Source organism: Conexibacter sp. CPCC 205762 (assembly GCF_030646155.1).
Taxonomy (GTDB): domain Bacteria; phylum Actinomycetota; class Thermoleophilia; order Solirubrobacterales; family Solirubrobacteraceae; genus Conexibacter.
Genome location: NZ_JAUTDN010000008.1, coordinates 71,066 through 96,863, shown reverse-complemented (window position 1 = coordinate 96,863; position 25,798 = coordinate 71,066). Strand labels below are relative to the sequence as shown.

Here is a 25,798-nt window from a genome sequence, read left to right as displayed (position 1 = left end):
TGCGTTTTTGGTGCTATTCGGCGTCGTCGACGCCGAGGCGGCGGAGCAGGTCGGTGCGACGGGCGACCAGCTCGGGGTCGTCGCGGCGCCGGGGCCGCGGCACGTCGAAGCGCTCGTCGTGGATGATCGCGCCGCGCTCGATCAGCAGCGTGCGGTCGGCCAGCAGGAGCGCCTCTTCGACGTCATGGGTGACGAACAGCACCGCCGGGCGGTGCAGCTCCCACAGCTCGCGCACGAGCCGTTGCGCGGAGACGCGCGTGAGCGCGTCGAGCGCGCTGAACGGCTCGTCGAGCAGCAGCAGGTCGGGCTCGCGCACGAGCGCTCGCGCCAGCGCCACGCGCTGACGCTGGCCGCCCGACAGCTGGCGCGGCCAGGCGCGCTCGCGGCCGGCGAGGCCGACCTCGGCCAGGGCGGCGGTCGCGCGCGCCTTCGGGTCGCCGTCGCGCAGCCCGAGCGCGACGTTCTGCAGCGCGGTGCGCCACGGCAGCAGGCGCGGATCCTGGAAGACGACCGCCGGCTCTCTGCCGGTCCGCATCTCCCCCGTCATCCCCCTGTCGAGCCCGGCCAGCAGCCGCAGCAGCGTCGTCTTGCCGCAGCCGGAGCGGCCGAGCACGGCGACGAACTCGCCGGGCGCGATGTCGAGGTCGATCCCGTGCAGGACGACGTTGTCGCCGAAGCTGCGGCCGGCGCCGCGCAGGCGCACGACCGGCTCCGACGCGGTGGCGGCGCTGCGCGCGGTCGCCGTCATGCCGCCAGCTCCGAGTCGCGCCAGCGCAGCGCGCGCTTCTCCAGCACGCGCACGATCGAGTCGGTCAGCAGCCCGAGCGCCGCGTAGCAGAGCAGGCCGACCACGATGATGTCGGTCCGCAGCACGTCGCGGGCGTTGTTGACCATGAAGCCGAGGCCGGCGCCGGCGTTGACCTGCTCGGCGACGATCAGTGCCAGCCAGGCGATCCCCAGCGACTGGCGGAAGCCGACCAGCGCACCCGGCAGCGCGCCGGGGATGATGATGTGGCGGGCGCGCTCCCAGCGCGTCAGCCGCAGCGTTCTGGCGACCTCGATCAGCTCCGGGTCGATCGAGCGCAGCGCGGCGACGAGGTTGAGGTAGAGCGGGATCACGACGCCGAGCGCGATCAGCAGCACCTTCGGCGTCTCGCCGATCCCGAACCAGAGGATGAACAGCGGCACGAGGCCGAACAGCGGCAGCGTGCGGACCATCTGCATCGGCGGGTCGACGACCGCGTCGCCGAGCTTCGAGAGGCCGGCGATCGTGCCGAGCACGATCGCGGCGACGGAGCCGATCAGGAGGCCGACGAGCGCCCGCCGCAGCGAGACGCCGATCGCGTCCTGCAGCTGGCCGGAGTCGATCAGGTCGCCGGCCGTTCTGGCCAGCTCGAGCGGCGACGCGAGCGTTCTCTCGTCGAGGACGCCGCTGCTGCTGGCGAGCTGCCACAGCAGCAGGATCACGAGCGGGCTGAGCCAGCGCACGATCGTCGTGCGGCGCGGGCGGCGTACTCGCCGCGCGGCGCGGGGCTGAGGGGTTGCGAGTGCAGTCATGGAGAGTGGTGCGAGAGGCCTCCGGGCGAGCACCCGGAGACATGGCGCGAGCGCAATGTACCAATCTCGATCGAAATAAGCGAGTTAGTCAAGTTGGACCCCGCCGGCGCGCCATGAACGCGACCGTTCGAGAACTTTCGTTGCGATCAACAACAACCACTGCCGATCACTCAGGCCAGAGGTCCGCCGTCGCCGTGCCAAAAGGGAGAGAAGGTCGCAGTGAAGCTCAATGTCCAGACGAAGCTGCTCGCGGGGTTCCTCGCGGTCGTGGCGATGGTGGTGATCGTCGGAGGTGTGGCGATCGTCAAGCTCGACAGCATCCACAAGGTCACCGAGGACTACTCGGCCGACACCGTGCCGAGCGCCAACAACGTCGGCGACCTGCGCACGACGATCGGCGAGGTCCGCAAGGACCAGGGCCAGTACATCCTCAAGGCCTCGCTCGGCGCCGACGCCAGAGCGCTCGCCGAGACGGCCGCCGAGATCGAGGGCGAGTACGTCGACGTCGACAGAGCGATCGAGGCGACGAGAACGCTGACCGACGACGCCGCGGGCGCCGCCGGCCTGAGAACGCTGCAGGGCGCCTGGCAGACCTACAGAAGCGAGTCGCAGGGGCTCAGACCGCTCGTCGCCGCCGGCGACTACAGAGCCGCGCTGACGCTGATCGCCGACGGCGGCTCCGCCGACCAGGCCTACGACACGATCAAGGAGGGCCTCGCGGCGATCCAGGCGGCGAACGCGAGAAGCGCGGCCGCCCAGGACGAGACCGCCGACAGCACCGTCTCCTCCGCCCGCACGATCGTGATCGTGCTCGCGATCGTCGCCGCGATCATCGGCGTCGGCCTCGCGCTGACAAGCGCCCGCTGGATCTCCGGCGCGCTCTCGCAGCTGCTGCGCGCCGCCCGCGGGATCGCCGGCGGTGACGTCGAGCAGGACGTGCAGGTGAAGTCGCGCGACGAGCTCGGCGAGACCGCCGCGGCGTTCCGCGAGATGATCGCCTACCTCGAGCAGATGGCCGAGGCCGCACGCCGGATCGCCGCCGGCGACCTCGCCGTCGACGTCCGCGCGAAGTCCGACAGGGACGCGCTCGGGACCGCCTTCGCGGCGATGAGCCGGGAGCTGCGCGACGCGCTCGGCGACGAGTCGGCGCTGGAGGCGCTGGTCGACCGGATGGAGTCGCTGCGCAGAAGCGACCTCGCCGACCTCGAGGCGGCGCTGGCCGCCGTCGCCGCCGGCGACCTGACCGTCGCGGTCACGCCGGCCACGACGACGATCTCCGCCGGCGACGGCAAGGACCTCGGCCGCCTCGCGACGATCTTCAACGAGATGCACGCCACGACCGCCGGCTCGGTCGAGGCCTACAACGCGATGCGCGCGAAGGTCGCCGAGATGCTGCGCCAGATCGCGCAGGAGTCGCAGGCGGTCGCCGCCGCCTCGCAGCAGATGGCCACCACCTCAGAGGAGTCCGGCCGCGCGGTCGGCGAGATCGCCTCCGCCGTCGGCGAGGTCGCCTCCGGCGCCGAGCGCCAGGTGCGCACCGTCGGCGAGGCACGCTCGCTCGCCGAGGAGGTCGTCTCGACCACGCGCGCCTCCAACGACAACGCCGCCGAGACGGCCCGCTCCGCCGAGCAGGCGCGCGCGGTCGCCGAGGAGGGCGCCGACGCGATCGCCCGCGCCAGCGAGGGGATGCGCCAGCTGGCCGACGTCTCCTCCGGCGTCGACGTCGCGATGCGCGACCTCGGCGCCAAGTCCGGCCAGATCGGCGGCATCGTCGCGACGATCACCGGCATCGCCGAGCAGACCAACCTGCTCGCGCTCAACGCCGCGATCGAGGCCGCCCGCGCAGGCGAGCAGGGCCGCGGATTCGCCGTCGTCGCCGAAGAGGTCCGCAAGCTCGCCGAGGAGTCGCAGCAGGCGGCCCGCTCGATCTCCGAGCTGATCGACGAGATCCAGCGCGACACCGCGAACGCGATCACGAGCGTCGAGGCCGGCGGCGAGCACATGCAGACCGGCGTCGACACCGTCGAGGAGGCGCGCCAGTCGTTCCTGCGGATCGGCTCCAGCGTCGAGGACGTCTCCGGCCGCGTCGAGCAGATCGCCGCCGCGATCGGCGAGATCTCGCACAGCGCCACCCGCATGCAGGACAACATGGCCGATGTCGTCTCCGTCGCGGAGCAGTCGTCGGCCTCGACCGAGCAGGTCTCCGCCTCGACGCAGCAGACCTCCGCATCCACCCAGGAAATCGCCGCCTCCGCCCAGGAGCTGGCAAAGACCGCCGAAGAACTGGAACGCCTCGTCGGCCAGTTCACGCTCACCCGCTGAGGAGTAATGCAGTCATGAAGCTCAACGTCCGTTCCAAGCTGCTCGGCGGCTTCCTCATCGTGCTCGCGCTGATGGTGATCGTCGGCGTGCTGGCGATCTCGCGCATCGGCTCGGTCCGCGACGACGCCAACCAGCTCGGCGGCAACACCGTGCCCGCGACCGAGGCGCTCGGCGACATCCGCGAGTCCGTCTTCACCTACCGGCTCGTGCAGATCCGCTGGGCGACGGCGATCCTGCCGAGAGACAAGGCGAGAATGGCCGACTCGCTCAAGACGACGCCACCGCTCGTCGACAGAGCGATCGCCGCCGCGTCCGCGCTCTCGGTCGACCCAGCCGACAAAGCCAACTACGACAGGCTCAAGCAGGCCTGGACCGACTACCAGGACACGACCGTCGGCCCGCTGGCCGACGCGGTCAACGCCGGCAGAACGGCCGACGCGATCAACGTCCTCGGCGGCCCCGCGGGCTCTGACGCCTTCAACGTCCTCAGAGAGGCCGTCGTCGCAGCGCGCGAGTACCAGCAGGTGCTGACGAGAGCGACCGTCAAGCAGACCGACGACACCGCCTCCAGCGCACGCACGCTGATCGTCGTGCTGCTGGTCGCCGCCGTCATCGTCGGCCTCGCGATCGCCCTGCTGCTGTCGCGTCAGATCGTCAACGGCGTGCGCCAGATGCTGAGAGCCGCCCGCGGCATCGCCGTCGGCGACGTGCAGCAGACGGTCGACATCAAGACGCGCGACGAGATCGGCGAGACCGGCGCCGCCTTCGGCGAGATGATCGCCTACCTCGAGCAGACCGCCGAGGCCGCCCACCGCATCTCGATCGGCGACCTCGCCGTCGAGATCGAGCCGAAGTCCGACAGAGACGCGCTCGGCACCGCCTTCAAGGCGATGAGCGACGAGCTGCGCACGGCGCTCGGCGACAGCTCCTCGCTGGAGCAGCTCGTCGAGCGGATGGAGAGCCTCTCCGCCAACGACCTCGCGTCGCTGGAGCAGGCGCTCGCCGCCGTCGCCGACGGCGACCTGACGGTCGACGCGCTCGCCGCGACCGGCCCGCTGGAGATCGAGGACGGCCTCGCCCCCGGCCGCCTCGCCGAGATCTTCGACGCGATGCTGATCCAGCTGCGCGGCTCGGTCGAGGGCTACAACGCGATGCGCCAGAAGGTCGCGGCGCTCGTCGGCCAGATCTCGACCGAGACGCAGGCCGTCGCCGCCGCCTCGCAGCAGATGGCGACGACCTCCGAGGAGACCGGCCGCGCGGTCGGCGAGATCGCCTCCGCCGTCGGCGAGGTCGCCTCCGGCGCCGAGCGCCAGGTGCGCTCGGTCGGCGAGGCGCGGACGCTGACCGAGGAGGTCGTCGAGGCGACCCGCAACTCGACCAGCGACGCCGAGCAGACCGCCCGCGCCGCCGAGCAGGCACGCACCGTCGCCGACGAGGGCGCCTCCGCGATCGCCGAGGCGACCGAGGCGATGCAGGCCGTCCAGGCCTCCTCCTCCGAGGTCACCTCGGTGATCCGCGAGCTGGGCGCCAAGTCCGACCAGATCGGCGGCATCGTCGAGACGATCACCGGCATCTCGGAGCAGACGAACCTGCTCGCGCTGAACGCCGCGATCGAGGCGGCACGCGCCGGCGAGCAGGGCCGCGGCTTCGCCGTCGTCGCCGAGGAGGTCCGCAAGCTGGCCGAGGAGTCGCAGGAGGCCGCCCGCTCGATCTCCACGCTGATCTCCGAGATCCAGCGCGAGACCGGCCGTGCGGTCGAGGTCGTCGAGGCCGGCGCCCGGCAGACGCAGGACGGCGCCGCGACGGTCGAGCAGGCGCGCACCTCGTTCCTGCAGATCGGCACGTCGGTCGAGGACATGAACGGCCGCGTCGAGCAGATCGCGACCGCGATCGGCGAGATCTCCGCCCGCGCGACGCGGATGGAGGAGAACATGGCCGACGTCGTCTCGGTCGCCGAGCAGTCGTCCGCCTCGACCGAGCAGGTCTCGGCCTCGACGCAGCAGACGAGCGCCTCCACCCAGGAGATCGCCGCCTCCGCCCAGGAGCTGGCGAAGACGGCCGAGGAGCTCGAGCGGCTCGTCGGCCAGTTCCGCCTCGCCTGACCTTCCCCAAGCACCCCGACGCAGCACCCAGCAGGCCCCTCGATGCCGCCCCGCCCGCCCGCCCCTCCCGGCAGGCGGGCGGAGCGGGCGGCCGGCTGGGCTGCGCCGGTGCCGAGACGCGACGCTGCTAGGGCAGCCGCACTGTGCTGCGTGCGTAGCGGCGCGAGAGCAGGCGGAAGAAGCCGCCGTCGTCGTCGGCGTCGTAGGAGCGGCGCGTCGGGCCGAACAGCTGCGGCGGGTTCGTGACGCCGTCTCTGCGCCAGTCGAAGGCGTTGGTCGCCCCCTCGGCGCCGGCGCCGAACAGCAGCCCGACGACGCCGGCGCGCGCCAGTCTTCTCAGCAGCCGGTAGCGCGGGCCGTCGTCGAGCAGCGTCTGCACGCGGTTGTCGCGGAAGTGGCCCCAGGTGTCGTCCATCGCCCGCATCACCGTGTTGCCGAGCGGCAGCTGCCAGACGACCGCGCGCGTGCCGGTGCCGCGCACGACGCCGGCGAGGAAGCGGGTCGCGCGCGTGAAGTCGGCCGGCGCCCACCACGAGGCCCCGTCGTCGTTGCGGATCTTCTGGTTGAAGGCGGCGTCGGCGTCGGCCCAGTCGGTGAAGATCAGGTCGAAGCGCGCGCCGAGCGAGCGCTCGAAGGCGGCGGCGCGGCCGGCGAGCGCGTCGGTCCGCTGCCCGTTCGGCTTGGAGACGTGCAGGTCGACTCTGGTGCCCCAGTCGCTCAGGTGGTAGGCGAGCCGGACGTTGGGGGCGTAGGCGTTGCGCAGCCGCACGAGCGCCTGCGCGAAGCCGGCGGCGGTGTCGGGCAGGCCCTGCAGCTCGGCGCGGCCGGTCGCGCTGACGGCGGCCGGGACGGTCGCGGCGTCGTCGTCCTCCGACGCCTGCTGGATGTAGCCCCACAGATCGGGCTCGACGTGCAGCACCACCCGCGCCGGGCGGATGCTCGCCGCCCGTCTCAGCGCCAGCGCGACGTCACCGTAGTAAGCGCGCATCGTCTGCACGTCGGCGAGGTTGCGCAGGTCCGCTCTCGCCTCGTCCTTCATCCCCGCGCCCGGCTTCGACTGGCGCAGGTTGTAATAGGTGAAGACCGGGATCGTCTTCGCGCGGCGTGACTCGCGCGCGTAGATCGAGACGAACGCGCCGCCTCTGTTCCACGTCGCCCAGCCCTTGCCGGTGTTGACCCCGCCGCTGAGGTACTGGTAGCGCAGGCCGGTGCGGTACTTCGCGCGCGACTTCAGCGCGTCCCCGGGCGCATCCTTGAGCCCGAGCTGGAGCGTCGCCGGCCAGCCCGCGGGGCGCGGCGGCAGCTGCGCGGCGGCGGTGGCGGGTGCGGCGAGGCTCGCGCCGGCGGCGGGCGCGAGCACGGCGGCGGCGAGCAGCGCGGCGGCCGTGCGGGGGAAGCGTCCGTGCATCCCCGGATGATGGCGTATCAAGCGCTAACGGCTTCTAAATACCGCAGCACGGCGAGCACGCGGCGATGGTCGTCGCCGGTCGCGTCGAGCGCGAGCTTGCCGAAGATCGCCGTCACGTGGCGCTCGACGGCGCGCTCGGACAGGTGCAGCGCGGCGGAGATCGCGCGGTTGGTGCGGCCCTCGGCCATCAGCCCCAGCACCTCGCGCTCGCGCGGCGTCAGCGCCGCCAGCGGATCCTGCGCCGTGCGGCGGCCCATCATCAGCGCGACGACCTCGGGGTCGAGCACCGAGCCGCCCTCGGCGACGCGATGGAGCGCGTCGGTGAAGCGCGCGACGTCGGCGACGCGGTCCTTCAGCAGGTAGCCGATGCCCTCCGCCCCGTTCGCCAGCAGCGCCTCGACGTACGCCTCCTCGACGTACTGCGACAGCACCAGCACGCCGACGTGCGGCAGCTCGGCGCGGATCCGCACGGCGGCGCGCAGGCCGTCGTCCTCGCCGCGCGGCGGCATGCGGATGTCGGTGACGGCGACCGCCGGCTTGTGCGCGCGGACCTTGCGCAGCAGCTCGTCGGCGTCGGCCGCCTGCGCGACGACGTCGAAGCCGGCGTCGGTCAGCAGGCGCGCGGCGCCCTCGCGCAGGATCGCCGAGTCGTCGGCGACGACCACGCGCAGCGCCGCGGCGGCCGTGTCGCCGTGCTCACGGCGCACACGGCACCTCCAGCACCAGCCGCGTCCCGCCGGCCTCCGCGTCCTCGACCCACAGCCGGCCATCGAGCGCCAGCGCGCGGTCGCGCAGGCCGTCGAGGCCGGAGCCGGCGCCGACGACGGCGCCGCCGCGGCCGTCGTCGCTGAGCGTGACGCGCAGCAGCGTCGCGTCCTGCTCGATCGTGATCGCGGCGCTGCGCGCGCCGCTGTGGCGGGCGACGTTCGTCAGCCCCTCCGCGAGCGTGAAGTAGGCCGTCGTCTCGACCGCGATCGGCAGCCGGCCGGCCGGCACGCCGTCGACGCTGACGGGGATCGGGGCGCGGCCGGTCAGCGCCCGCAGCGCCGGTCGCAGCCCGCCCTGGGTCAGCACCGCCGGGTGGAGGCCGCGAGCCAGCTCGCGCAGCTCCGCGGTCGCGGCCGTCAGCTCGGCGCGCGCCTCGTCGATCAGCTCCGCCAGCTCGCCGCCGTCCTCTACTCGCGCGCGCAGGAGCTGGAGCGCGATCCCGGTGCCGATCAGCCGCTGCTGAGCGCCGTCGTGGAGGTCGCGCTCGAAGCGGCGGCGGGTCGCGTAGGCGGCCTCCAGCAGGCGGTGGCGGGACTCGCGCAGCTGCTGCTCGGCGGCGACGCGGTCGGATATGTCGCGCACGTAGCCGAGGAACAGCGGCTCCGCCAGCGGCATCCGCGTGACCGTCAGCTCGACCGGGATCTCGCTGCCGTCGGCCTTGACCGCCTGGATCTCGACGCGCTGGTCGATCAGCACCGGCGCGCCGCCGCCGACGAGCCGCTCGACGCCGCGCCGGTGCGCCTCGCGGTGGCGCTCGGGGACGATCAGCTCGGCCATCTCGCGGCCGCTGGCCTGCGCGGCGGTCCAGCCGAAGATCCGCTCGGCGGCGCGGTTCCAAAAGCGGACGGTGCCGCGGCCGTCCATCGCGACGACGGCGTCGAGCGCCGCGTCGAGCACTGCGAGCGTCCCGGGCGCGATCCGCGCGGCGTCAGGTGAGGGTGCGTCGAGCGTCATCGGGGCCGCGGGCAGCTTACGGACGCATTTACGGTCCGACAACCGGCGCGACCCGGAACCGAACCCGGATCCGCTGGCCGTGCCTCGCCTCCCGGGCGGCCGTCAGGCGGCGCCGAGCGCGCGGGCGAGCGCGTCCGTGCTGAGCGCGCCCTTCCACAGGAACGCCCGCTCGCGCTCGCGCGCCAGCTCGCCGGCGTCCTCATCGGAGGAGACGAGCAGCACGTCGGGGCCGCTGCCCAGCGCGTCGGCGACCTCGAAGCCGGAGCTGTCCGGCAGGCCGACGTCGAGCATCACGGCGTCCGGCCGCAGCGCCTGCGCGAGCCGCACGGCCGAGGCGCCGTCGGGCGCCTCGCCGACGACCTCCCAGCCGGCCGCCTGCAGCAGCCGCGCCGCCTGGCGGCGGAACGCTGCGTGGTCGTCGACGACGATGACGGTGCGTCTGCTCACGGAGCGCATGTTCGCCGATCGGCAGGGCCGCCGTGCTTCGGTTTTCCGCCAGTCGCCGGGCTGGGGTGAGGATTAGGGATCTCCCCGTCGCAGTCGTCCGCCGTGCCGCTGACAATCCGGCGCATGAACACCATCGACCCAGGCGCCGTCATCGACCGCGCGTTCCGCATCTATCGCGAGCACGCGGCGCCGCTGCTGATCGCCGCCGTGCTCGTCTTCTTCGTCACAGCGATCGCGTCGTACGTGTTCGACAGCGGCGTGTCGGTCTTCATCGCGCTGGCGATCACGGCGATCGCCCAGCTGTTCTTCCAGGGCGTCGTCGCCAAGCTCGTCGAGGACGTCCGCGACGGCACGCTCGACAGCTCGCTCGGCGGGCTCTTCAGCAGCGTCACGCCGGTGATCGGGCCGCTGATCGGGGTCGCACTGCTCGGCGGCGTGGCGATCTTCTTCGGCTTCCTGCTGCTGATAGTGCCGGGTCTCTTCCTGCTGACGATCTGGGCGGTCGTCGCGCCCGCGGTCGTGCTCGAGAACCGCGGGCTCGACGCCTTCTCACGCAGTCAGCAGCTGGTCAAGGGCAACGGCTGGCAGGTCTTCACCGTGATCCTGATCATCTGGCTGCTGACCTTCGTCGTCGGCTTCGTCGCCGGCATCATCGGCGCCGTCGGCGGCGACGTGCTGCGCGTGCTGCTGTCGCTCGTCGTGACGGTCGCGGTCGCGCCGCTGGGCGCGCTCGCGGCCGCAGTGCTGTTCTTCCAGCTGCGCGACGGCAACGCGCTTTAGTGGCGTGATCGGCGGCGTTTGCCGGGTCGGGCTTGTCCTCGCCGCGCCTGGCGGCGTCCTCGATCACTCGAAAGACCCCGGTCTTACTCGGATCTGCGTCCTTGCCAGCCACGACGATGACGGCGCCGGACCCAGCAAACGCAACCGATCACACCACTAGGAGGTCTTCTTGTCGGCGGCGCCGGTGGGCGTGAGCACGTACCACTCGGCGCCGAAGCCGTCGCTGTCCTGGCCGTTGGTCTGGCCGGCGGCGGTGTCGCCGGCGAAGGAGTAGAGCGGGTGGCCGGCATAGGTCACCTGCGTCGTCCCGTCGGAGCGTCTGGTCGTGCCGAGCATGCCGGCCTTCGCGCCGCCGGAGGCCTGCGCCGCGCCGCTGGTCGTCAGCGGCGGCCATTCCTGCGCACAGGCGCCGTTGCAGGTGCTGCTGGAGCCGCTGTCGGCCTCCCACAGGTAGAGCGATCTGCCCTGGCCGTCGACGAGGATCGTGCCGAGCGGCGTGCTGGCGGTCTTGACGGTCGCCTGGCTGCCGCCTGAGGCCGGCGCGACGGCGGTCGTCTTCGGCGCCGCGGCGCCGCCGTACGCGCCGCCGCCGCTCGACGCCGCCGAGCCGCTGGGCGCGGAGCCGCTCGCGGAGCCGGAGCCGGTGTCGCTGGAATTGCCGCTGCTGCCGCAACCTGCGGTCGCGAGGGCGATGACGACCGCCACCGGGAGGCCGGCGGTCGCGAACGTGCGGAGTCTCATGCTGCGCTCCTGAACTGTCGGAGAGATCGGTACGGCGCGCCTTGCCCCCTTGGAGACGCCGACCCTTCCCGGTTCCTTCCCAGCCTCGTCGCGAAGCCGCAGTACAGTCGTGCGATGCGGCGACTCGATCCGCAGGCGGTCGTCCGTCACCTCGACCGGCTCTACCGCGCCGCGTGGGCGCTCTGCGGCTCGCGCGAGGACGCGGAGGACCTGGTGCAGGAGACGGTCGCGCGGGTGCTCGCGAGACCGCGCCGCCTGCATGGCGAGGAGGAGCTGGGCTACCTGCTCGGCGCGCTCCGCAACACCTTCCTCAGCAGCCGCCGGACCGCGTCGCGGCGGCCGCAGACGGTCGCCCCGCTGGAGGAGGTCGTCGCCGGCGACCCGCGCTCCGGCAGCCAGCCCGAAGCCGCCTACGAGGCGCACGAGCTGTTCGCCGCGATCGCCCGCCTGCCGGAGGAGTTCCGCCTCGCGCTGATCGCGGTCGACGTCGCCGGCCTCTCCTACCGCGAGGCCGGCCGGCTGCTGGACGCGAAGGAGGCGACGATCACGTCGCGCCTGCACCGGGCGCGTGCGCGCGTGGCGAGAGATCTGGCAGGCGAGGCGCCGGCGCCCGCCGCGCCGCCGCCCGGCGCCCCCGCAAGCGATGCGCCCCTCCCCGCCGCGCCGCCGCCGGGCGCCCCCACAAGCGATGCGCCGGGAACGAATGGGCCCGCGGCGGAGTCTGCTCTGATGGAGGACCGATGAGCACCGCCCCTGATCCCGACGAGCAGCGCCAGGTCGACGCCGTCACGCACGCGATCCGCTCGCTCGACGTCCCCGCCCCCGCCGCCCTGCGCGAACGGGTCGAGGCGATGGCAGCGGGCGCAACTGACGCAAACCGCGGCGCGGCTGACACAAACCGCGGCGCGGCTGGCACAAATCGCGGCGCATCCGACGCAAACCGCGGCGCGGCTGGCGCGCGCCGCCGCCTCCGCCGCCCCCGCATCGCCGTCGCCGGCGGCCTGCTGACGGCGGTGGCGGCGGTCGTGGTCGCGTTGGCGCTGGTGCTCGGCGGCGGCAGCGGCGACGGCCCCGGCGCGCCCGCGAGCGTCCGTCAGGTCGCCGCCGTCGCGCTGCGCGAGCCGACCGCGCCCGCGCCGGCCCCGGCCGCGGCCGGCACGCTCGACGCGGCCGTCGCGCCGGTCTCCTTCCCCGACTGGCAGGCGAATCCGCCCGGCCCGGACGGCGCTGCCTGGAGCGCGAGCGGCGCGCGCGACGACGACGTCGGCGGTCGCGTGGTCAAGACGGTCTTCTACGACGCCCCCGGCGGCCAGCGGATCGGCTACGCGATCGCCGGCGGCGACGAGCTGCCGGTCGCCGGCGGCAGGTTCGTCAGACGCAACGGGATCCCGCTGTGGGTCTACACGGTCGACGGCGCGCCGGCGGTGATGTGGTACCAGGACGGCCGCACCTGCGTCGTCAGCAGCCGCGACGTCGACGTCGACACGCTGCTGACGCTCGCCAGCTCCGAGGCGGCCTGACGCCGCCCACGCCGCCGCCCGCCGCGCGGCGCTCATGAGCCGGCCTGACTTCCGGCGATAGCGTGGCGCCGGGGCGGGGTAGCTGACGCCCCATGGCAAGCGCACCCGTCGCGATCGAGCTCGACGACCACGTCGTCGAGGTCTCCAAGCCGTCGAAGGCGTTGTTCGCCAGCGGGGTGACGAAGCTCGACCTCGCCCGCTACATGGAGGCGGTCGCGCCCGCGCTGCTGCGCCACGTCGCCGACCGGCCGCTGAACCTGCAGCGCTTCCCCGACGGCGTCGACAAGCACGGCATCTTCCAGCAGCAGCTGCCGAGCTACTTCCCGCACTGGATCGACCGCACCAGCACGCCGAAGCAGGGCGGCAGCGTCACTCACGTCGTCGCCACCGACGCCGCGACGCTCGTCTACCTCGCCAACCAGGCCTGCGTGTCGTTGCACATGTGGCTCTCCAGACGCGACCGGCTCGACCGCCCCGATCGCCTGATCCTCGACCTCGACCCCAGCGGCGGCAACGACGACGACGTCCGCCAGGCGGCGCTGACAATCGGCGCGATCCTGCGCGACGAGCTGGGCCTGCCGCCGTTCGCGCTCGCGACCGGCTCGCGCGGCTACCATGTCGTCGTCCCGCTCCAGCGCCGCCACGAGCACGACGAGGTGCGCGCCTTCGCCCGCGACCTCGGCCGCCTCGCGGTCGTCCGCGAGCCGCGCAGACTGACGCTCGCCCAGCGCAGAATCAACCGCGGCGGCCGGATCCTCGTCGACGTGCAGCGCAACGCCTACGCCCACACGGCCGTCGCGCCCTACTCCGTCCGCGCCCTGCCGGCGGCGACCTGCGCCGCGCCGCTCGCCTGGGAGGAGCTGGAGGAGCGCCGCATGAGACCCGACCGCTGGTCGATCCGCTCCCTCCCCGCCCGCCTCGCCCGCGACGGCGACCCGTGGGAGCAGCTCGCCGCCGACCCCCAGCCCCCTCGGCCCCGCCCGCAGAATGCTCGACGCGCTGCTGGCAGAGGCGGGGATCGTCGACTGAGCGCCTGCTCGATCCGCGAGCCGCTCGCTGCGAGCGTCCTACGCGACCTTGCGATGCGCGAAGACGCCCTTCACGCGCGTGTTGACGTACTGGCCCTTCGAGTCAGCCGCCCGCAGCTCGGCCCAGACGACGGCCGGCACGGCGGCGTAGGCGTAGGTGCCGCTGTCCCAGCGGATGTGCAGCTCGCGCGTGCGCGGCTCGTAGCCGATCGCGCGCACGCTGCTGCTCTGAGGCGTTGGGATCATCGTCGGCGCCATGACTCTGCACACCGCCTGTGGGCGGTGTCGTCGTAGCTATAGCCCCGCGGCGCTGCCGCCCGCGCCGGTTCGCGGTTGCGCTGACGCCCCCGGCTCGCCGTTTCATCTGCCGCCCGCGGCCACGCCGTATCCGTTGCGATGCCCTCCCTCACCCCCGCCCGCGGCGCTGCCGCCGCGCTTCTGACCGCGCGCGTCCTCTACGGCGCCGGCCTGCTGACCGTGCCCGCCAAGCTCGCCGCCGGCCGCTGGCTCGGAGCAGGCGCGCGTGAGCCGGCCGCGACCGTCGCGCTGCGCGGCTTCGGCGCGCGCGAGACGCTGCTGCACGTCGGCGCACTCGCCGCGACCGTCTCCGGCAAGCCGATCCGGCCCTGGCTCGCCGCCAGCATCGCCGGCGACCTCACCGACGTCGCCGCGACCGCCGGCGCGCGCTCCGACCTTCCGCCCGGCAGCGCGAAGGCGACCGCCGTCGTCGCCGGCGGCTCGGCGCTGCTGAGCGCGATCGCGGCGGTGCTGGTCGACGCCTGAGCCGCGTCGCGCCGGCCGGGCCGTCATCGTGTCGCGCATGACCGTCAGACGGATCGTCCCCAACCTCCAGGCCGCCGACCCGGGCGCCGGCCGCAGCTTCTACAGCGAGGTGCTCGGCCTCGAGCCCGTGATGGACCACGGCTGGATCGTCACCTACGCCGCGCCCGGCAACCCGGCGGCGCAGCTGAGCGTGCTCAGCGAGGACGCCAGCGCCCCCGTCGTCCCCGACGTCTCGATCGAGGTCGACGACGTCGACGCCGCCCACGCCGCCGCCGTCGCGCGCGGCTGCGAGATCGTCCATCCGCTCACCGACGAGCCCTGGGGCGTCCGCCGCTTCTTCGTCCGCGACCCGAGCGGCCGGGTGCTGAACATCCTCAGCCACCCGTGAGCGAGAGACCGTAGGAGCCGCGCGGTCCGGAGCGTGGCGCGCCTGCGCTATCGTCCGCGCCATGAGCAGCGGCCCCGTCTGGTACTCCCCGAAGCGCTGGATGTATCGCGGCAACAGACCGCGCGGGCTGGCGAGAGCGATGAACGCGCTGTCGGCGTGGATGTACGCGCGCGGGATCCTGACGCTCGGCGTCGGCGCGACGCTGGAGATCAGAGGCCGCAGAAGCGGCAGAACGATGGCGCTGCCGGTCGTCGTCGCCGACTACGAGGGCGAGCGCTATCTCGTCTCGATGCTGGGCGAGGAGGCCGCCTGGGTGCGGAACGTGCGCGCCGACGGCGGCAAGGCGGTGCTGACCTTCGGCGAGCGCAGCGAGGTCCGGCTGGTCGAGGTGCCTGTCTCGGAACGAGCGCCGATCATCAAGCGCTACCTCGCCCTCGCGCCTGGCGCCCGCCCCCACATCCCCGTCGACCGCCGCGCCCCGCTGGCCGACTTCGAGCGGATCGCCGCGCAGCAGCCGGTCTTCCGCATCGAGCCGCGCAGCTGAGCATGGGTGGGCGGCTGAGGCCTACATAGACCGGGAGCTTCTATCGGCCCCCTCGACGCCCTCTGCCTTCTCTGCCACGTTGGTCTGACTTTGGCGGCACCGCATCGACGGGAAGCAGGAGCGTCCGGTTGCAGCGGAGACCTCTCTCATTCAACTCGCGCGCAAACTCACGAAGAGCGACCCGCGTGGGCCGCGGGCTTGCGATCGAGAGCGAGTAACGAGTGCCATCGCGATCGAGCAGGCGAAAGACCGAATCCGTCCTCGTCTTTACTGTCCAGCCTTGCGCCTCTGCGGCTGTACTCAGTGCATCCAGCTCGCGGTCGAGTTCCGCCTTCTCCTCCGCGAGTGGCCTCATCGCAGTGTGCTCCTGGATTTCTTCCACTGGGGCCCCATCTCCGGATCTCCGCGCGCCCAGTGTTCTCATAAGTTCACGGATTTTCAGCGCGACGGGGTTCATCGTTGCACGGAGGTTTTCATCCACACGCCGCGATCTGAACGCGCACATCGTGGTGCCCAACAGGTCAGTGGGCAAGTCCAATCTCATATCCGTGGGATAGACAAGAGCCGTCCGCTTGGCGCCAAGAGCACCAATGAAAAGTCCAGCCTCGAAGACCACGTTGTCGCGTGCCGAAGGCTCCGAAACCCCTCGCTTGACCGTGATGTCGTCAGGCGTGAGTACGAGGACGGCGAAATCAACCTGCTTCGCCTCGATACTCAATGCACTGAGGCTGCTCAGGCTGAGACCGAATACGCCTTGGTCCCACACGGTCGCCTCACAGTATTCGTCAAGCGCTGCTTGAAGGTACTCGGCGTATTGCTTGCCCTCCGACGACGAACCGATGAAGACGGCTGGATCTTGGTCTGACATCTCGAAAACGCTACCGTTTTCGTCTGCTTCACGGGACACCATTACGCCAATCGCGGACGCGATCGCCGACTGAACCGGTCACGCCGGGTCGGATCGTGTCCGCTACCGCCGCGCCTCCTTGAGCACCCTCTTCGGCACCAGGTCGATCATCACGTAGTCGCCGTCCTCGCGGCGCTCGGCGAAGCCGGTGGTGTGAAGGCGCTTGAGCACGACCGGGCAGCGCTTGCAGCGCGGCTTGGACTTGCAGCACTTCTTCTTCGGTTTGTGGGTGCTGCCGTGCTTGAACGCCTTGGCCATGACGTCGTCCAGGATAGGCGCCGCGGGTAGGGTGGCCTAATGGCCGCGTACACCTCCTCTCTCGCCGAGCAGCTCGCGCCCGACCTGCTCGACCGCTTCCTCCGCTACGTCCGTGTCTCGACGCAGTCCGACCGCGACAGCGAGACGACGCCGAGCAGCGAACGTCAGCGCGATCTCTCGAACCTGCTCGCGCAGGAGCTGCAGCAGCTCGGCCTCGCCGACGCCGCGGTCGACGCCGGCGGCTACGTCTACGCGACGCTGCCGGCGCAAGGCTGGAACGGGCCTGAGGAGCCGCCGGTCGTCGGGCTGATCGCGCACGTCGACACGAGCCCGGACGCGCCCGGCGAGGGCGTCGAGCCGCTCGTCCACCGCGACTACGACGGCGGCCCGATCGCGCTGCCGCGCAACGGCACCGTGCTCGACCCGGCGCAGATGCCGGAGCTGCGGGGCAAGCAGGGGCACGACCTGATCAGCTCCAGCGGCGACACGCTGCTCGGCGCCGACGACAAGGCCGGCGTCGCCGAGATCATGGCCGCGGTCGCGCACCTCGTCGCCACCCCCGAGGCGCCCTGCCCGACGCTGCGGATCGGCTTCACGGTCGACGAGGAGATCGGCCGCGGCGGGCTCGGCTTCGACGTCGAGCGGTTCGGCGCGCGGTGCGCCTACACGATCGACGGCAGCGAGCTGGGCGAGCTGCAGGACGAGACCTTCACCGCCGCCCAGGCGACGATCACGATCGAGGGGATCGACGTCCACTCCGGCTTCGCGACCGGCAAGCTCGTCAACGCCGCGCGGCTGGCCGCGCAGGTGCTCGCGGCGCTCCCGTCCGACCGTCTCACGCCCGAGACGACGCAGGGCCGCGAGGGCTTCATCCACCCCTACGAGATCAGCGGCAGCCCCGGCAGAGCGACGATCGTCGCGATCGTGCGCGACTTCGAGGAGGAGCTGCTCGCCGCGCACGTCGAGCTGCTGCGCAGAACGGCCGAGGAGGTCGTCGCGCAGGAGCCGCGCGCGAGACTGACGGTCGAGGTCAAGCGCCAGTACCCGAACATGCGCGACCACCTCGCCGCCACGCCCGAGGTCGTCGAGCTGGCCGAGCTGGCGCTGCGCGCCGAGGGCCTCGAGCCGATCCGCACGCCGATCCGCGGCGGCACCGACGGCTCGCTGCTGAGCGCCCGCGGGCTGCCGACGCCGAACCTCTTCACCGGCGGCCACGAGTACCACTCGGTGCGCGAGTGGGCGTCGCTGCAGGAGATGGCCGCCGCGGCGGCGACGATCGTGCGCCTGGCAGAGGCGTGGGCGACGCCACAGGTGTGACGCCGCCCACGTAACCCCCGGTCCCGGGGGCCTGAAGATCCGCAGTGAGCCCGCTCGCTCGCAAGAGCGGGCTCGCTCAGCGGACTACAGCTTGAACGCTCCGACGAGCCGCTCCAGCTCCTCGGCGGTCTTCGCCAGCTCCTGCGCGGAGGCGGCGATCTGCTGCGAGGAGGCCGACGTCTGCTGCGTCGAGGCCGACACCTGCTCGGTCGAGGCGGAGGACTGCTCGGCGACCGAGACGACCTCGGCCATGCTCTCCTCCATCTGCCCGGCGCGATCGGAGATCTCGCCGACGGCGGCGGCGATCTCGCCGACGCGCGCGTTCATGTCCTCGACGCTGGCGCCGATCGCCAGGAACGCCTCGCGCGCCTCCTGGACGGTCGAGACGCCCTCCTCGATCTGCGAGCCCGACGCCTCGACACCCTCCACCGCGGTGCCGGTGTCGCGCTGGATCTCCTCGATCAGCTCCGAGATCGAGCGGGCCGCCTGCTGCGACTCCTCCGCCAGCTTGCGGACCTCCTCGGCGACGACCGCGAAGCCGCGCCCCTGCTCGCCGGCGCGCGCCGCCTCGATCGCCGCGTTCAACGCCAGCAGGTTGGTCTGCTCGGCGATGCCGGTGATCGTGCCGACGATCCCGCCGATCTGGTTGGACTTCGCGCCGAGGCCGCGCATCGCCTCGGTCACCTGGCCGGAGACCTCGACCAGCGCCTGCATCCCCTCGGTCGCGCGGGCGATCGTCTCGGCACCCGACTCCGCGACCTCGCGCGCCTGCTCGGCGGCCTGCGCGGTGCGGTCGGCGTTCTCACGCGAGGAGCTGGCGGCGACGACGACGGCCTCGCCGGTCGTGCGCGCCTCGCCGACGGTGCGGACCTGACGCTCCGCGCCCGAGGCGACCTCGCCGACGGCCGACGCTATCTCGCCGATCGCGCGGCCGGTCTCCTCCGAGGTCGTCGCCATCTGCTGCGACGCCGCGGCGACCGCCTGCGTCTCGGTCGAGATCTGCCGCAGCATCGCCGCGACCCGCTCGCGCATCTCGTCGTAGCCGTGGACCGACGACTGGATCTGCTCCAGCATCTGGTTGAAGATCTCGCCGAGGCGCCCGAGCGCGTAGCCCTCGTCCGCCTCCAGCTTGGTCGTGTTGATGTCGGCGGCGACGGTCAGGTCGCCGTTGGCGACCGCCTCCAGCGCCGTCTGCAGCGCCGCCAGGTCGAGCGCGGAGAGCGTCTCCATGCGGTCCACCAGCGCCTCCAGCGATGATCTGTCGCCGAGCGCCTCGCGCAGCTGCTGACTCATCTCGACGAAGGCGTTGCCGAGCGCGTCTCTGTCGCCCTTCGGCTCGATCGTGACGGTCAGGTCGCCGGCCGCGATCGCTCTCGCCGCCTGCGCGGTCCCGTCGAGGTAGACGATCATCTCGCGGAAGGCGTCGCCGGCCTCGCCCAGCTCGTCACGCGACTTGACCTCGACTCTCTGCTGCACGTCCCCCTTGGCGATCCCCCGCGCGGCGCGCACCAGCTGCTGCAGCCCGCCGGCGATCAGACGGCCGACGAACAAGGCGATCGCTATCCCCACGACAGCGCCTATCGCCAGCAGCACGAGGATTATCGTGCGACCGCTCTTGACCGTGCTCTCGGCGTCTCTGGACTGCGTCGTCGACATCGCGCCGAGCTGGTCGTTGAGCGCGACGAGCTGCGCGACGGCGGCGTCGTACGCTCTTCTGCCGTTGCCTCTCTTCACGGTCGCGATCGCGTTCGTGTAGTCGTTTCTCTCGGCGAACGCTCTGAACGGCGCGGTCGCGGCGACGTAGCCGTCCCACGCCTGCTTGAACTCGCTGACCGTTCTGGACTCTCTGCCGGAGGTCGTGCTCTCGAGTCTTCTGACGTATCTGTCGACCATCGCGAGGTCGGTGCCCATCGATCTGGCGGCGGCGATCCGGTCTCTCGGCTGCCCGACGATGAAGTCCATCTGGTCGAAGCGGTAGATGAACAGGTAGGCGTTGAGCGACCCGATGTCGCGGAGGCTCGGTGAGACCTTCGTGCCGAACTGCTTCACGTTGTCGTTGATCGCGCCCATGCGCGAGATCGCGACGACACCGAGCACCACCATCAAGGCGATGACGACGAGGAAGCCGCTGAGCAGCTTCGTACGGACAGAGAACTTCACGGGGACCGATCCTTCTGGGAGATGTGGGGGCGACCTGGCCCGTGTAGTCGGCTCCTGGGGCCGTGCTTTGAAGTGGTCCGTCGGAAAGACCGACCCCGCGATAGCCTCGAGGGACATGCCGCGCACCGCCGCTTGGCTCGCGCTCGGCGCGACCACGCTGCTGGCGGCGGTGGCGCTCGACGCGCTCGGGCTCCCCTCCGCGACGCTGTTCGCGGCCCTGCTGATCGGCCTCGCGGTCGCGCTGCGGACGCCCGGCCGCTTCGAGATCGGCGCGGCCCCGTTCGGCGTCGCGCAGGCGCTCACCGGCGTCACGCTCGGCGGCTACCTGCAGTCGGACTCGCTGTCGGCGCTGGCCGGCGCCTGGCTGCCGGTGACGCTCGTCAGCGCCGCGACGCTGCTGCTGTGCCTCGCGGCCGGCGACCTGATGGCGCGCGTGACCGACGTCGACGAGCGGACGGCGGCGCTCGGGATGGTCGCAGGCGGCGCCTCCGGGATCGTCACGATGGCGCGCGAGCTGGGCGCCGACGACCGCATCGTCGCGTTCATGCAGTACGTGCGCGTGCTGCTGATCGTGCTCGCGACGCCGCTGCTGGTCGCGCTCTTCTTCCCCGGCGCGCACGGCGCCGCGCACGCGACCGGGGACGCGCAGCCGTTCTTCGGCACCCCCGGCGACTGGGGCGCGACGCTCGCGATCGCCGCCGCCGGCGCCGCGCTCGGCACGCTGACGCGGCTGCCGGCCGGGCTGCTGCTCGGCCCGCTGCTGCTCGCCGCCGGGCTGACGCTGGCGCTGCCGGAGGGCTCCTTCGCCGTCCCGCCGCTGCTGCGCGAGGCGGCCTTCGGCGTGATCGGCCTGCAGGTCGGGCTGCGCTTCACGATCGCGACCGTCCGCCAGCTCGGCAGGCTGCTGATACCGGTGCTGATCTCGGTCGTCGTGCTCGCGCTCGCCTGCTTCGGGCTCGCGGTCGTGCTGCACGCGACGACCCACGCCTCGCTGCTGGACGCCTACCTGGCGACGACGCCGGGCGGCCTCTACGCGGTGCTGGCGGCGTCGGTCGGCACGGGCGCAGACACGACCTTCGTCGTCGCCGTGCAGAGCCTGCGGCTGCTCGTGATGGTGCTGCTGGCGCCGTACGCGGTCAGGCTGCTGCTGCACGCACGGGTACGACGACGCGCGTCGCTTCCGTAGCGGGTCGCGCGCATGGCAGGATGGGGGACATGGACACGCTCGATCAGTACGTCGCCGCCCCCGACCGCTACGAGACCTCGATGCAGTACCGCCGCTGCGGGCGCAGCGGCCTGCTGCTGCCGGCGATCTCGCTCGGGCTGTGGCACAACTTCGGCGACGACCGCCCGCTGAACACGCAGCGCGCGATCCTGCGGCGCGCCTTCGACCGCGGCGTCACCCACTTCGACCTCGCCAACAACTACGGGCCGCCGTACGGCACGGCGGAGAGCAACTTCGGCCGCATCTTCGCTGAGGACTTCCGTACGCATCGCGACGAGCTGGTGATCTCGACGAAGGCCGGCTGGGACATGTGGCCCGGCCCTTACGGCGAGTTCGGCTCGCGCAAGTACCTGCTCGCCTCGCTCGACCAGTCGCTCACCCGCATGGGGCTCGACTACGTCGACATCTTCTACTCCCACCGCTTCGACCCGGACACGCCGCTGGAGGAGACGATGGGCGCGCTCCACACAGCCGTCCAGCAGGGCAAGGCGCTGTACGTCGGCATCTCCTCCTACAGCGGCGAGCGGACCGCCGCGGCGGTGCGGATCCTGCGCGACCTCGGCACGCCGCTGCTGATCCACCAGCCCTCCTACTCGCTGCTCAACCGCTGGATCGAGGAGGACCTGCTCGACGTGCTCGGCGAGGAGGGCGTCGGCTCGATCGTCTTCACGCCGCTGGCGCAGGGGATGCTGACCGACCGCTACCTCGACGGCATCCCGGCCGACTCGCGCGCGGCCAGAAACACCTCGCTGGACCCCAACTGGCTGACCGAGGACACGCTCAGACACATCCGCGCGCTGAACGAGGTCGCCAAGCGGCGCGGCCAGTCGCTGGCGCAGATGGCGCTGGCGTGGACGCTGCGCGACCCGCGCGTCACCTCGACGCTCGTCGGCGCCTCCTCCGTCGCGCAGCTCGACGACAACCTCGGCGCGCTCGACCAGCTCGAGTTCTCCGACGAGGAGCTGGCCGAGATCGAGGCGCACGCGAAGGAGGCCGGCGTCAACCTGTGGGCGAGATCGGCCGAGGTCGACTGACGCGCTAGAGTGGTCCATCCGGCGGATCGCCCACTCGGCTTGAGCCCTTCGAGGCTCGTCCGCAAAACGCGCCGGCTTCGGCCGGCGGCCCGTTTCGGAGGCCGGGAGTGTCCAGTTGCCCAGGCATCAGACACAAGTCCTGGGACGTTTGCAGTCAGTGGCGATTCATGACCGGGGGTAACCGGCCGGGCGTTCAGCCCGGCCGGCCCCTTTTAACGGGCCGGGTGCGTCTACGCCGGCTCCGCGCTGAGGCGGGTGCGCAGGTGCGCGAGGCCGACGCGGACGTGGCGGCGGACGGTCGCCTCCGGCACGCGCAGCTCGCGGGCGATGTCGTCCCAGTCGCGCTCCTCGACGACACGGGCGAGGACCGCCTCGCGCTGCTCGCCGGCCAGCTCGTCGACGACGTGCAGGATCGCCGCCCCGGGGTCGAGCAGCGCCAGCGCGCGCACGCGGCGAACGTCGTCGACGTCGAGCACGATCCGGTCCATCTCCAGCTGGCGCCGGCCGGCGCTGCGGACGCGGCCGCGGCGGCGGCTCTCGCGCAGCTCGCGCTCGGCGATCAGCAGCAGCCAGGAGCGCGGCGTCTCGCCGCCGGTGAGGCCGCGCTGGCAGCTCAGCAGCGCGACGGCGAAGGTCTCGGCGGCCAGCTCGGCGGTCGTGCGCTCGTCGCCGGTGCGGCGCAGCAGGAAGCCGAGCACCGCCGCGAGGTGGCGGCGGTAGAAGCTGCTGAAGGCGCGCGGATCGCCGGCCGCGGTCGCGCGCAGCAGGCGTTCGTCGTCGCGCTCGTCGAAGCTCGACCCCATCGTCTCCATTTCGAAGCTGAGAACGGAAACGTGACAGCGAATGTTGCGCCCACGCGCCAAACTGGCGCGAGCGCCGACGCGCCCCTTCCCGGCGCATCGGCGTGGAGCGTGGTCGCGCTCGCGGCGCGCCTCAGCCGCGCTCGCGCCGCCGCAGCAGCCACCGGCCGCCCGCGCTCAGCCGCGCTCACGCCGCCGCCGCAGCCATCCGCGGCGCCGGCCGTCGCCGGCGGCCGTGCGTCCGGCGGCGGCCTGCTCGCGCGCCTGCGCCCGCGCCCACCAGGCGTCGCCGAGGCGCTGCTCCAGCGGACCGCTCGCGGCCGGCTCCAGCCAGACGATCGCCGCGCGCAGGTACGGCTCACCCGGCCGCCATGAGAACTCACACCAGCGCACGCCGTCGCGCTCGACCAGCGTGCGGCCGGCGACGCCGTCGAGCAGCCGTGAGATCGCGGCGTCGTCGAGCGGCTCGGCGCGCGCGCCGTTGACGCGGAAGCACGCCCCGCCGCCGCCGGCGCACGCCTCCTCCAGCAGCGCCTGCAGCATGTCGCGCACGCGCAGCCGCCGCTCCTCGGCCGGCAGCACGATCCAGCGCGCGCCGAGCGCGCGCTCGCTCGGCAGCGTCAGCTCGTCCTCGACCGCGACGACGCCGGCCCCGGGGTGGACGACATGCGGCTCGATCCCGGGACGGCGCGCCTTCAGCTGGTCACCGTCAAGCTCCCACTCCGCCACGCGGCGGAGCGTAACGGCGACCGGCCGCTACTGCGACGGGACTCTCGAATGCTGGTCGGTGTCGCCGAGCGGCGTGTCGCTGTCGCCGGGCGCGCCCGGCAGCGTGTCGGCGTCGTCGTCCCCCCTGGAGCCGGGCTCTCCGCCTCTGGTGCCGCTCGCCGGCTTGCGCGGGTCGTCGTCGTCGGGCCGGGGTCTGTCGTGTTCCTGGGTCATTCCCGCACAGGTACCCGCTGGCGGGCTCCAGCTCACGCCGCCGCGCCGTCGAGCGTGAAGCGGCTGACGAGCGCGTCCAGCTCCTCCGCGGTGCGCGCGAGCGCCTGCGCCGAGGAGGCGATCTGCTGGGTCGAGGCGGAGGTCTGCTCGGTCGACGCGGAGACCTGCTCGCTGGAGGCGGAGGACTCCTCCGCGACCGCCGCGACCGCCGCCATCGTCTCGCGCATCCGCAGCGCGCTGGCGGCGATCTGCTCGATCGCGGTCGCGATCTGGCCGACACGCGTGGACATGTCCTCGACCGAGCCGCCGATCCGCTCGAACGAGGCGCGCGCCTGCTCGACCGTCGCCGCGCCCTCCTCCGTCTGCCGGCCGCCGTTCTCGACGACCTCGACCGCTCTGCCGGTCTCCTGCTGGATCTGGCCGATCAGGCCGCCGATCGTCGAGGCGGCGCCGCGCGACTCCTCCGCCAGCTTGCGCACCTCCTCGGCGACGACCGCGAAGCCGCGGCCGGCCTCGCCGGCGCGCGCGGCCTCGATCGCGGCGTTGAGCGCGAGCAGGTTGGTCTGCTCGGCGATCCCGGTGATCGTCGCGACGATCCCGCCGATCTCGCCCGACTTCTCGGTCAGCGCGCGGATCGCGTCGGTCGCCTCGCCGGAGGAGCGGCGGACCGCCTCCATCGCGCTCGTCGCCTGCACGACGGCGGCGGCGCCCTCCTCGGCGACCTCGCGCGCCTGCTCGGCGGCGCGCGCCGACTCCTGCGCGTTCTCGGCGCTCAGCTTCGAGGCGGAGGCGACCTCCTCGGTCATCTCGCGCGCGTCGGAGACGGAGCGGACCTGCCGCTCGGCGCCCTGCGCGACCTCGCCGATCGTCGTCGCGATCTCGGCGATCGCGCGGCCGGTCTCCTCCGAGGTCATCGCCATCTGCTGCGAGGCGGCGGAGACGTTGGCGCTGCTGTCGGCGATCTCGCGCAGCATCTCGGACAGCGTCGCGCGCATTCTCGTGTAGGCGGCGATCGACGCCTGCGCGCTGCCGAGCATGCCGTCGAAGAACTCCGCCAGGCTGCCGCGCGACTCGCCGGCCGCGGCCGGGGGCAGCGGCTCCGTCACCGCGCGTATGTCGAGCGACAGGTCACCGGCCGCCATCGCGGTGATGCCGCGCTGCATGTCGGTCAGGCAGTTGGACTGCAGCGACTCCATCCGCGCGACGAGCAGGTCGAGGCAGGAGTGGTCGCCGAGCGCGCCCCGCAGCTGCTCGCGCATCGCGTTGTACTCGGCGATCGAGGTCGTCGTCTTCTCGAGGATCTCGTTGACGGCGACCTGGATCTCGCCGATCTCGTCGCTGGAGACTCTCGAGATCGGCTTCGTCGTCGGCTCGACGACGATCGTCATGTCGCCGTTCGCGACCGCCGCGAGGCCGCTGTTGAGGTTGCTGACGCAGTCGTCGCGCAGGTGGTGCAGCCGCGCCAGCACGCGCCGCGTGCGCATTCTCAGCGCCAGCGTGATCCACAGCGCGAGCGCGATCGCCAGCACGGTCGCGCCGACCAGCGCGATCACGAGCAGCACGCGCGAGCTGTCGACCTGCGACGAGAAGTCCGCGTTCAGCTGGCGCACCTGCGCGCGTGTCTGCGCGTCGAACGCCGGCTCGGCGGCCGCGACGACGCGCGCGTGCTTCTGCTCCAGCGACGACAGCACGACGAACGAGACGACGCCCATCGTCACGACGATCGCCACCAGCGCGCCGAATGCCAGCGCCAGCTTGCGTCCGACGGTCCAGCGAATGCCAAGGAAGCCCTTCACCCCGATGACTCCTCCAC

At 72.6% G+C, this 25,798-nt stretch carries 26 protein-coding genes and 1 pseudogene; 12 read left to right on the top strand and 15 right to left on the bottom strand.

Translation table 11 applies throughout. The features are described 5' to 3' along the window. Nucleotides 1-13 precede the first annotated feature (13 nt). On the bottom strand, nucleotides 14-748 hold the full coding sequence (locus tag Q7L73_RS09910; protein WP_304689285.1) for an ABC transporter ATP-binding protein: 735 nt from the start codon (nucleotides 746-748) through the stop codon (nucleotides 14-16). Further along, nucleotides 745-1,557, bottom strand: a complete 813-nt coding sequence (locus Q7L73_RS09905) for an ABC transporter permease (protein WP_304689287.1) — start codon at nucleotides 1,555-1,557, stop codon at nucleotides 745-747. The genes Q7L73_RS09910 and Q7L73_RS09905 overlap by 4 nt, the downstream gene beginning before the upstream one ends. Before the next feature lie 219 nt (nucleotides 1,558-1,776). Here Q7L73_RS09905 and Q7L73_RS09900 point away from each other — a divergent pair, with 219 nt between their 5' ends. Together Q7L73_RS09900 and Q7L73_RS09895 are read left to right on the top strand one after the other, a co-directional pair. Further along, entirely contained in the window at nucleotides 1,777-3,879 is a 2,103-nt protein-coding gene (locus tag Q7L73_RS09900; RefSeq protein WP_304689289.1) for a methyl-accepting chemotaxis protein, read from the top strand. Between the two features lie 14 nt (nucleotides 3,880-3,893). Further along, nucleotides 3,894-5,981, top strand: a complete 2,088-nt coding sequence (locus tag Q7L73_RS09895; RefSeq protein ID WP_304689291.1) for a methyl-accepting chemotaxis protein — start codon at nucleotides 3,894-3,896, stop codon at nucleotides 5,979-5,981. Nucleotides 5,982-6,108: 127 nt separating this feature from the next. Here the strand turns inward: Q7L73_RS09895 and Q7L73_RS09890 are convergent, their stop codons facing one another. From Q7L73_RS09890 to Q7L73_RS09875, 4 genes are all read right to left on the bottom strand, one after another. After that, nucleotides 6,109-7,389 (bottom strand): hypothetical protein, encoded by a 1,281-nt coding sequence (locus Q7L73_RS09890; protein ID WP_304689293.1) that lies wholly within the window; start codon nucleotides 7,387-7,389, stop codon nucleotides 6,109-6,111. Between the two features lie 17 nt (nucleotides 7,390-7,406). Continuing rightward, nucleotides 7,407-8,096 carry a response regulator transcription factor gene (locus Q7L73_RS09885; protein WP_304689295.1) on the bottom strand — a complete coding sequence of 230 codons (690 nt, stop codon included), beginning with the start codon at nucleotides 8,094-8,096 and terminating at the stop codon, nucleotides 7,407-7,409. Next, entirely contained in the window at nucleotides 8,086-9,111 is a 1,026-nt protein-coding gene (locus Q7L73_RS09880; RefSeq protein ID WP_304689297.1) for a PAS domain S-box protein, read from the bottom strand. The genes Q7L73_RS09885 and Q7L73_RS09880 overlap by 11 nt, the downstream gene beginning before the upstream one ends. A gap of 102 nt (nucleotides 9,112-9,213) precedes the next feature. After that, entirely contained in the window at nucleotides 9,214-9,558 is a 345-nt protein-coding gene (locus Q7L73_RS09875) for a response regulator transcription factor (RefSeq protein ID WP_304689299.1), read from the bottom strand. 123 nt (nucleotides 9,559-9,681) lie between these two features. Between Q7L73_RS09875 and Q7L73_RS09870 the strand changes: the two genes are divergently transcribed. Beyond that, complete coding sequence (locus tag Q7L73_RS09870; protein WP_304689301.1) at nucleotides 9,682-10,338, top strand: hypothetical protein; 657 nt, start codon at nucleotides 9,682-9,684, stop codon at nucleotides 10,336-10,338. 156 nt (nucleotides 10,339-10,494) lie between these two features. Here Q7L73_RS09870 and Q7L73_RS09865 read toward each other — a convergent pair whose 3' ends face one another. Next, nucleotides 10,495-11,079: a hypothetical protein gene (locus tag Q7L73_RS09865; RefSeq protein WP_304689303.1), complete on the bottom strand. Its 585-nt coding sequence runs from the start codon at nucleotides 11,077-11,079 to the stop codon at nucleotides 10,495-10,497. Nucleotides 11,080-11,193: 114 nt separating this feature from the next. Here Q7L73_RS09865 and Q7L73_RS09860 point away from each other — a divergent pair, with 114 nt between their 5' ends. The 3 genes and pseudogenes from Q7L73_RS09860 to ligD form a co-directional block, all read left to right on the top strand. Beyond that, entirely contained in the window at nucleotides 11,194-11,823 is a 630-nt protein-coding gene (locus tag Q7L73_RS09860) for an RNA polymerase sigma factor (RefSeq protein WP_304689305.1), read from the top strand. Next, entirely contained in the window at nucleotides 11,820-12,599 is a 780-nt protein-coding gene (locus Q7L73_RS09855; RefSeq protein WP_304689307.1) for a hypothetical protein, read from the top strand. Before Q7L73_RS09860 ends, Q7L73_RS09855 begins: the two co-directional genes overlap by 4 nt. Nucleotides 12,600-12,691: 92 nt before the next feature. Then, nucleotides 12,692-13,480, top strand: a pseudogene (ligD, locus tag Q7L73_RS28700) (non-homologous end-joining DNA ligase); the annotation flags it as partial. A 186-nt stretch (nucleotides 13,481-13,666) separates the two neighbouring features. Here the strand turns inward: ligD and Q7L73_RS28695 are convergent. Next, nucleotides 13,667-13,873 carry a KTSC domain-containing protein gene (locus Q7L73_RS28695; RefSeq protein WP_370552645.1) on the bottom strand — a complete coding sequence of 69 codons (207 nt, stop codon included), beginning with the start codon at nucleotides 13,871-13,873 and terminating at the stop codon, nucleotides 13,667-13,669. 150 nt (nucleotides 13,874-14,023) lie between these two features. Between Q7L73_RS28695 and Q7L73_RS09845 the strand changes: the two genes are divergently transcribed. From Q7L73_RS09845 to Q7L73_RS09835, 3 genes are all read left to right on the top strand, one after another. Further along, on the top strand, nucleotides 14,024-14,410 hold the full coding sequence (locus tag Q7L73_RS09845; protein WP_304689311.1) for a hypothetical protein: 387 nt from the start codon (nucleotides 14,024-14,026) through the stop codon (nucleotides 14,408-14,410). A 37-nt stretch (nucleotides 14,411-14,447) separates the two neighbouring features. Beyond that, on the top strand, nucleotides 14,448-14,798 hold the full coding sequence (locus tag Q7L73_RS09840) for a VOC family protein (RefSeq protein WP_304689313.1): 351 nt from the start codon (nucleotides 14,448-14,450) through the stop codon (nucleotides 14,796-14,798). A gap of 61 nt (nucleotides 14,799-14,859) precedes the next feature. Next, nucleotides 14,860-15,342, top strand: coding sequence for a nitroreductase/quinone reductase family protein (locus tag Q7L73_RS09835; protein WP_304689315.1), 483 nt, complete (start codon nucleotides 14,860-14,862; stop codon nucleotides 15,340-15,342). A 40-nt stretch (nucleotides 15,343-15,382) separates the two neighbouring features. On the opposite strand, the gene Q7L73_RS09830 is transcribed toward Q7L73_RS09835, so the two are convergent. Then, nucleotides 15,383-16,210: a TIR domain-containing protein gene (locus tag Q7L73_RS09830; RefSeq protein WP_304689316.1), complete on the bottom strand. Its 828-nt coding sequence runs from the start codon at nucleotides 16,208-16,210 to the stop codon at nucleotides 15,383-15,385. Between the two features lie 102 nt (nucleotides 16,211-16,312). Next, nucleotides 16,313-16,507, bottom strand: coding sequence for a hypothetical protein (locus Q7L73_RS09825; RefSeq protein WP_304689318.1), 195 nt, complete (start codon nucleotides 16,505-16,507; stop codon nucleotides 16,313-16,315). A 39-nt stretch (nucleotides 16,508-16,546) separates the two neighbouring features. On the opposite strand from Q7L73_RS09825, the gene pepT reads away from it, so the two are divergent. After that, entirely contained in the window at nucleotides 16,547-17,824 is a 1,278-nt protein-coding gene (gene pepT, locus Q7L73_RS09820) for a peptidase T (RefSeq protein ID WP_304689320.1), read from the top strand. Between the two features lie 84 nt (nucleotides 17,825-17,908). Here the strand turns inward: pepT and Q7L73_RS09815 are convergent, their stop codons facing one another. Then, a complete protein-coding gene (locus Q7L73_RS09815; protein ID WP_304689322.1) occupies nucleotides 17,909-19,984 on the bottom strand; it encodes a methyl-accepting chemotaxis protein in 2,076 nt (691 codons plus the stop codon). A gap of 115 nt (nucleotides 19,985-20,099) precedes the next feature. Here Q7L73_RS09815 and Q7L73_RS09810 point away from each other — a divergent pair, with 115 nt between their 5' ends. Both Q7L73_RS09810 and mgrA read left to right on the top strand, forming a co-directional pair. Then, nucleotides 20,100-21,170 carry an AbrB family transcriptional regulator gene (locus tag Q7L73_RS09810; protein ID WP_304689325.1) on the top strand — a complete coding sequence of 357 codons (1,071 nt, stop codon included), beginning with the start codon at nucleotides 20,100-20,102 and terminating at the stop codon, nucleotides 21,168-21,170. A gap of 29 nt (nucleotides 21,171-21,199) precedes the next feature. Further along, on the top strand, nucleotides 21,200-22,243 hold the full coding sequence (mgrA, locus tag Q7L73_RS09805; RefSeq protein WP_304689327.1) for an L-glyceraldehyde 3-phosphate reductase: 1,044 nt from the start codon (nucleotides 21,200-21,202) through the stop codon (nucleotides 22,241-22,243). Nucleotides 22,244-22,473: 230 nt separating this feature from the next. Here the strand turns inward: mgrA and Q7L73_RS09800 are convergent, their stop codons facing one another. From Q7L73_RS09800 to Q7L73_RS09785, 4 genes are all read right to left on the bottom strand, one after another. Then, nucleotides 22,474-23,046: an RNA polymerase sigma factor gene (locus tag Q7L73_RS09800; RefSeq protein ID WP_304689329.1), complete on the bottom strand. Its 573-nt coding sequence runs from the start codon at nucleotides 23,044-23,046 to the stop codon at nucleotides 22,474-22,476. Nucleotides 23,047-23,220: 174 nt separating this feature from the next. Then, nucleotides 23,221-23,772, bottom strand: coding sequence for a hypothetical protein (locus tag Q7L73_RS09795; RefSeq protein WP_304689331.1), 552 nt, complete (start codon nucleotides 23,770-23,772; stop codon nucleotides 23,221-23,223). 27 nt (nucleotides 23,773-23,799) lie between these two features. Continuing rightward, nucleotides 23,800-23,985, bottom strand: a complete 186-nt coding sequence (locus tag Q7L73_RS09790) for a hypothetical protein (protein ID WP_304689333.1) — start codon at nucleotides 23,983-23,985, stop codon at nucleotides 23,800-23,802. Nucleotides 23,986-24,017: 32 nt separating this feature from the next. Further along, complete coding sequence (locus Q7L73_RS09785) at nucleotides 24,018-25,781, bottom strand: methyl-accepting chemotaxis protein (RefSeq protein WP_304689335.1); 1,764 nt, start codon at nucleotides 25,779-25,781, stop codon at nucleotides 24,018-24,020. Nucleotides 25,782-25,798: the final 17 nt, after the last annotated feature.

Bases quoted from the DNA above. Each gene is read 5' to 3' on its own strand.
- Q7L73_RS09845 (WP_304689311.1), top strand. From the start codon at position 14,024: ATGCCCTCCCTCACCCCCGCCCGCGGCGCTGCCGCCGCGCTTCTGACC.
- Q7L73_RS28695 (WP_370552645.1), bottom strand. From the start codon at position 13,873: ATGATCCCAACGCCTCAGAGCAGCAGCGTGCGCGCGATCGGCTACGAG.
- Q7L73_RS09855 (WP_304689307.1), top strand. From the start codon at position 11,820: ATGAGCACCGCCCCTGATCCCGACGAGCAGCGCCAGGTCGACGCCGTC.
- mgrA (WP_304689327.1), top strand. From the start codon at position 21,200: ATGGACACGCTCGATCAGTACGTCGCCGCCCCCGACCGCTACGAGACC.
- Q7L73_RS09860 (WP_304689305.1), top strand. From the start codon at position 11,194: ATGCGGCGACTCGATCCGCAGGCGGTCGTCCGTCACCTCGACCGGCTC.
- Q7L73_RS09895 (WP_304689291.1), top strand. From the start codon at position 3,894: ATGAAGCTCAACGTCCGTTCCAAGCTGCTCGGCGGCTTCCTCATCGTG.
- Q7L73_RS09790 (WP_304689333.1), bottom strand. From the start codon at position 23,985: ATGACCCAGGAACACGACAGACCCCGGCCCGACGACGACGACCCGCGC.
- Q7L73_RS09830 (WP_304689316.1), bottom strand. From the start codon at position 16,210: ATGTCAGACCAAGATCCAGCCGTCTTCATCGGTTCGTCGTCGGAGGGC.
- Q7L73_RS09810 (WP_304689325.1), top strand. From the start codon at position 20,100: ATGCCGCGCACCGCCGCTTGGCTCGCGCTCGGCGCGACCACGCTGCTG.
- Q7L73_RS09840 (WP_304689313.1), top strand. From the start codon at position 14,448: ATGACCGTCAGACGGATCGTCCCCAACCTCCAGGCCGCCGACCCGGGC.
- Q7L73_RS09890 (WP_304689293.1), bottom strand. From the start codon at position 7,389: ATGCACGGACGCTTCCCCCGCACGGCCGCCGCGCTGCTCGCCGCCGCC.
- Q7L73_RS09905 (WP_304689287.1), bottom strand. From the start codon at position 1,557: ATGACTGCACTCGCAACCCCTCAGCCCCGCGCCGCGCGGCGAGTACGC.
- Q7L73_RS09910 (WP_304689285.1), bottom strand. From the start codon at position 748: ATGACGGCGACCGCGCGCAGCGCCGCCACCGCGTCGGAGCCGGTCGTG.
- Q7L73_RS09800 (WP_304689329.1), bottom strand. From the start codon at position 23,046: ATGGGGTCGAGCTTCGACGAGCGCGACGACGAACGCCTGCTGCGCGCG.
- Q7L73_RS09835 (WP_304689315.1), top strand. From the start codon at position 14,860: ATGAGCAGCGGCCCCGTCTGGTACTCCCCGAAGCGCTGGATGTATCGC.
- Q7L73_RS09865 (WP_304689303.1), bottom strand. From the start codon at position 11,079: ATGAGACTCCGCACGTTCGCGACCGCCGGCCTCCCGGTGGCGGTCGTC.
- Q7L73_RS09870 (WP_304689301.1), top strand. From the start codon at position 9,682: ATGAACACCATCGACCCAGGCGCCGTCATCGACCGCGCGTTCCGCATC.
- pepT (WP_304689320.1), top strand. From the start codon at position 16,547: ATGGCCGCGTACACCTCCTCTCTCGCCGAGCAGCTCGCGCCCGACCTG.
- Q7L73_RS09880 (WP_304689297.1), bottom strand. From the start codon at position 9,111: ATGACGCTCGACGCACCCTCACCTGACGCCGCGCGGATCGCGCCCGGG.
- Q7L73_RS09825 (WP_304689318.1), bottom strand. From the start codon at position 16,507: ATGGCCAAGGCGTTCAAGCACGGCAGCACCCACAAACCGAAGAAGAAG.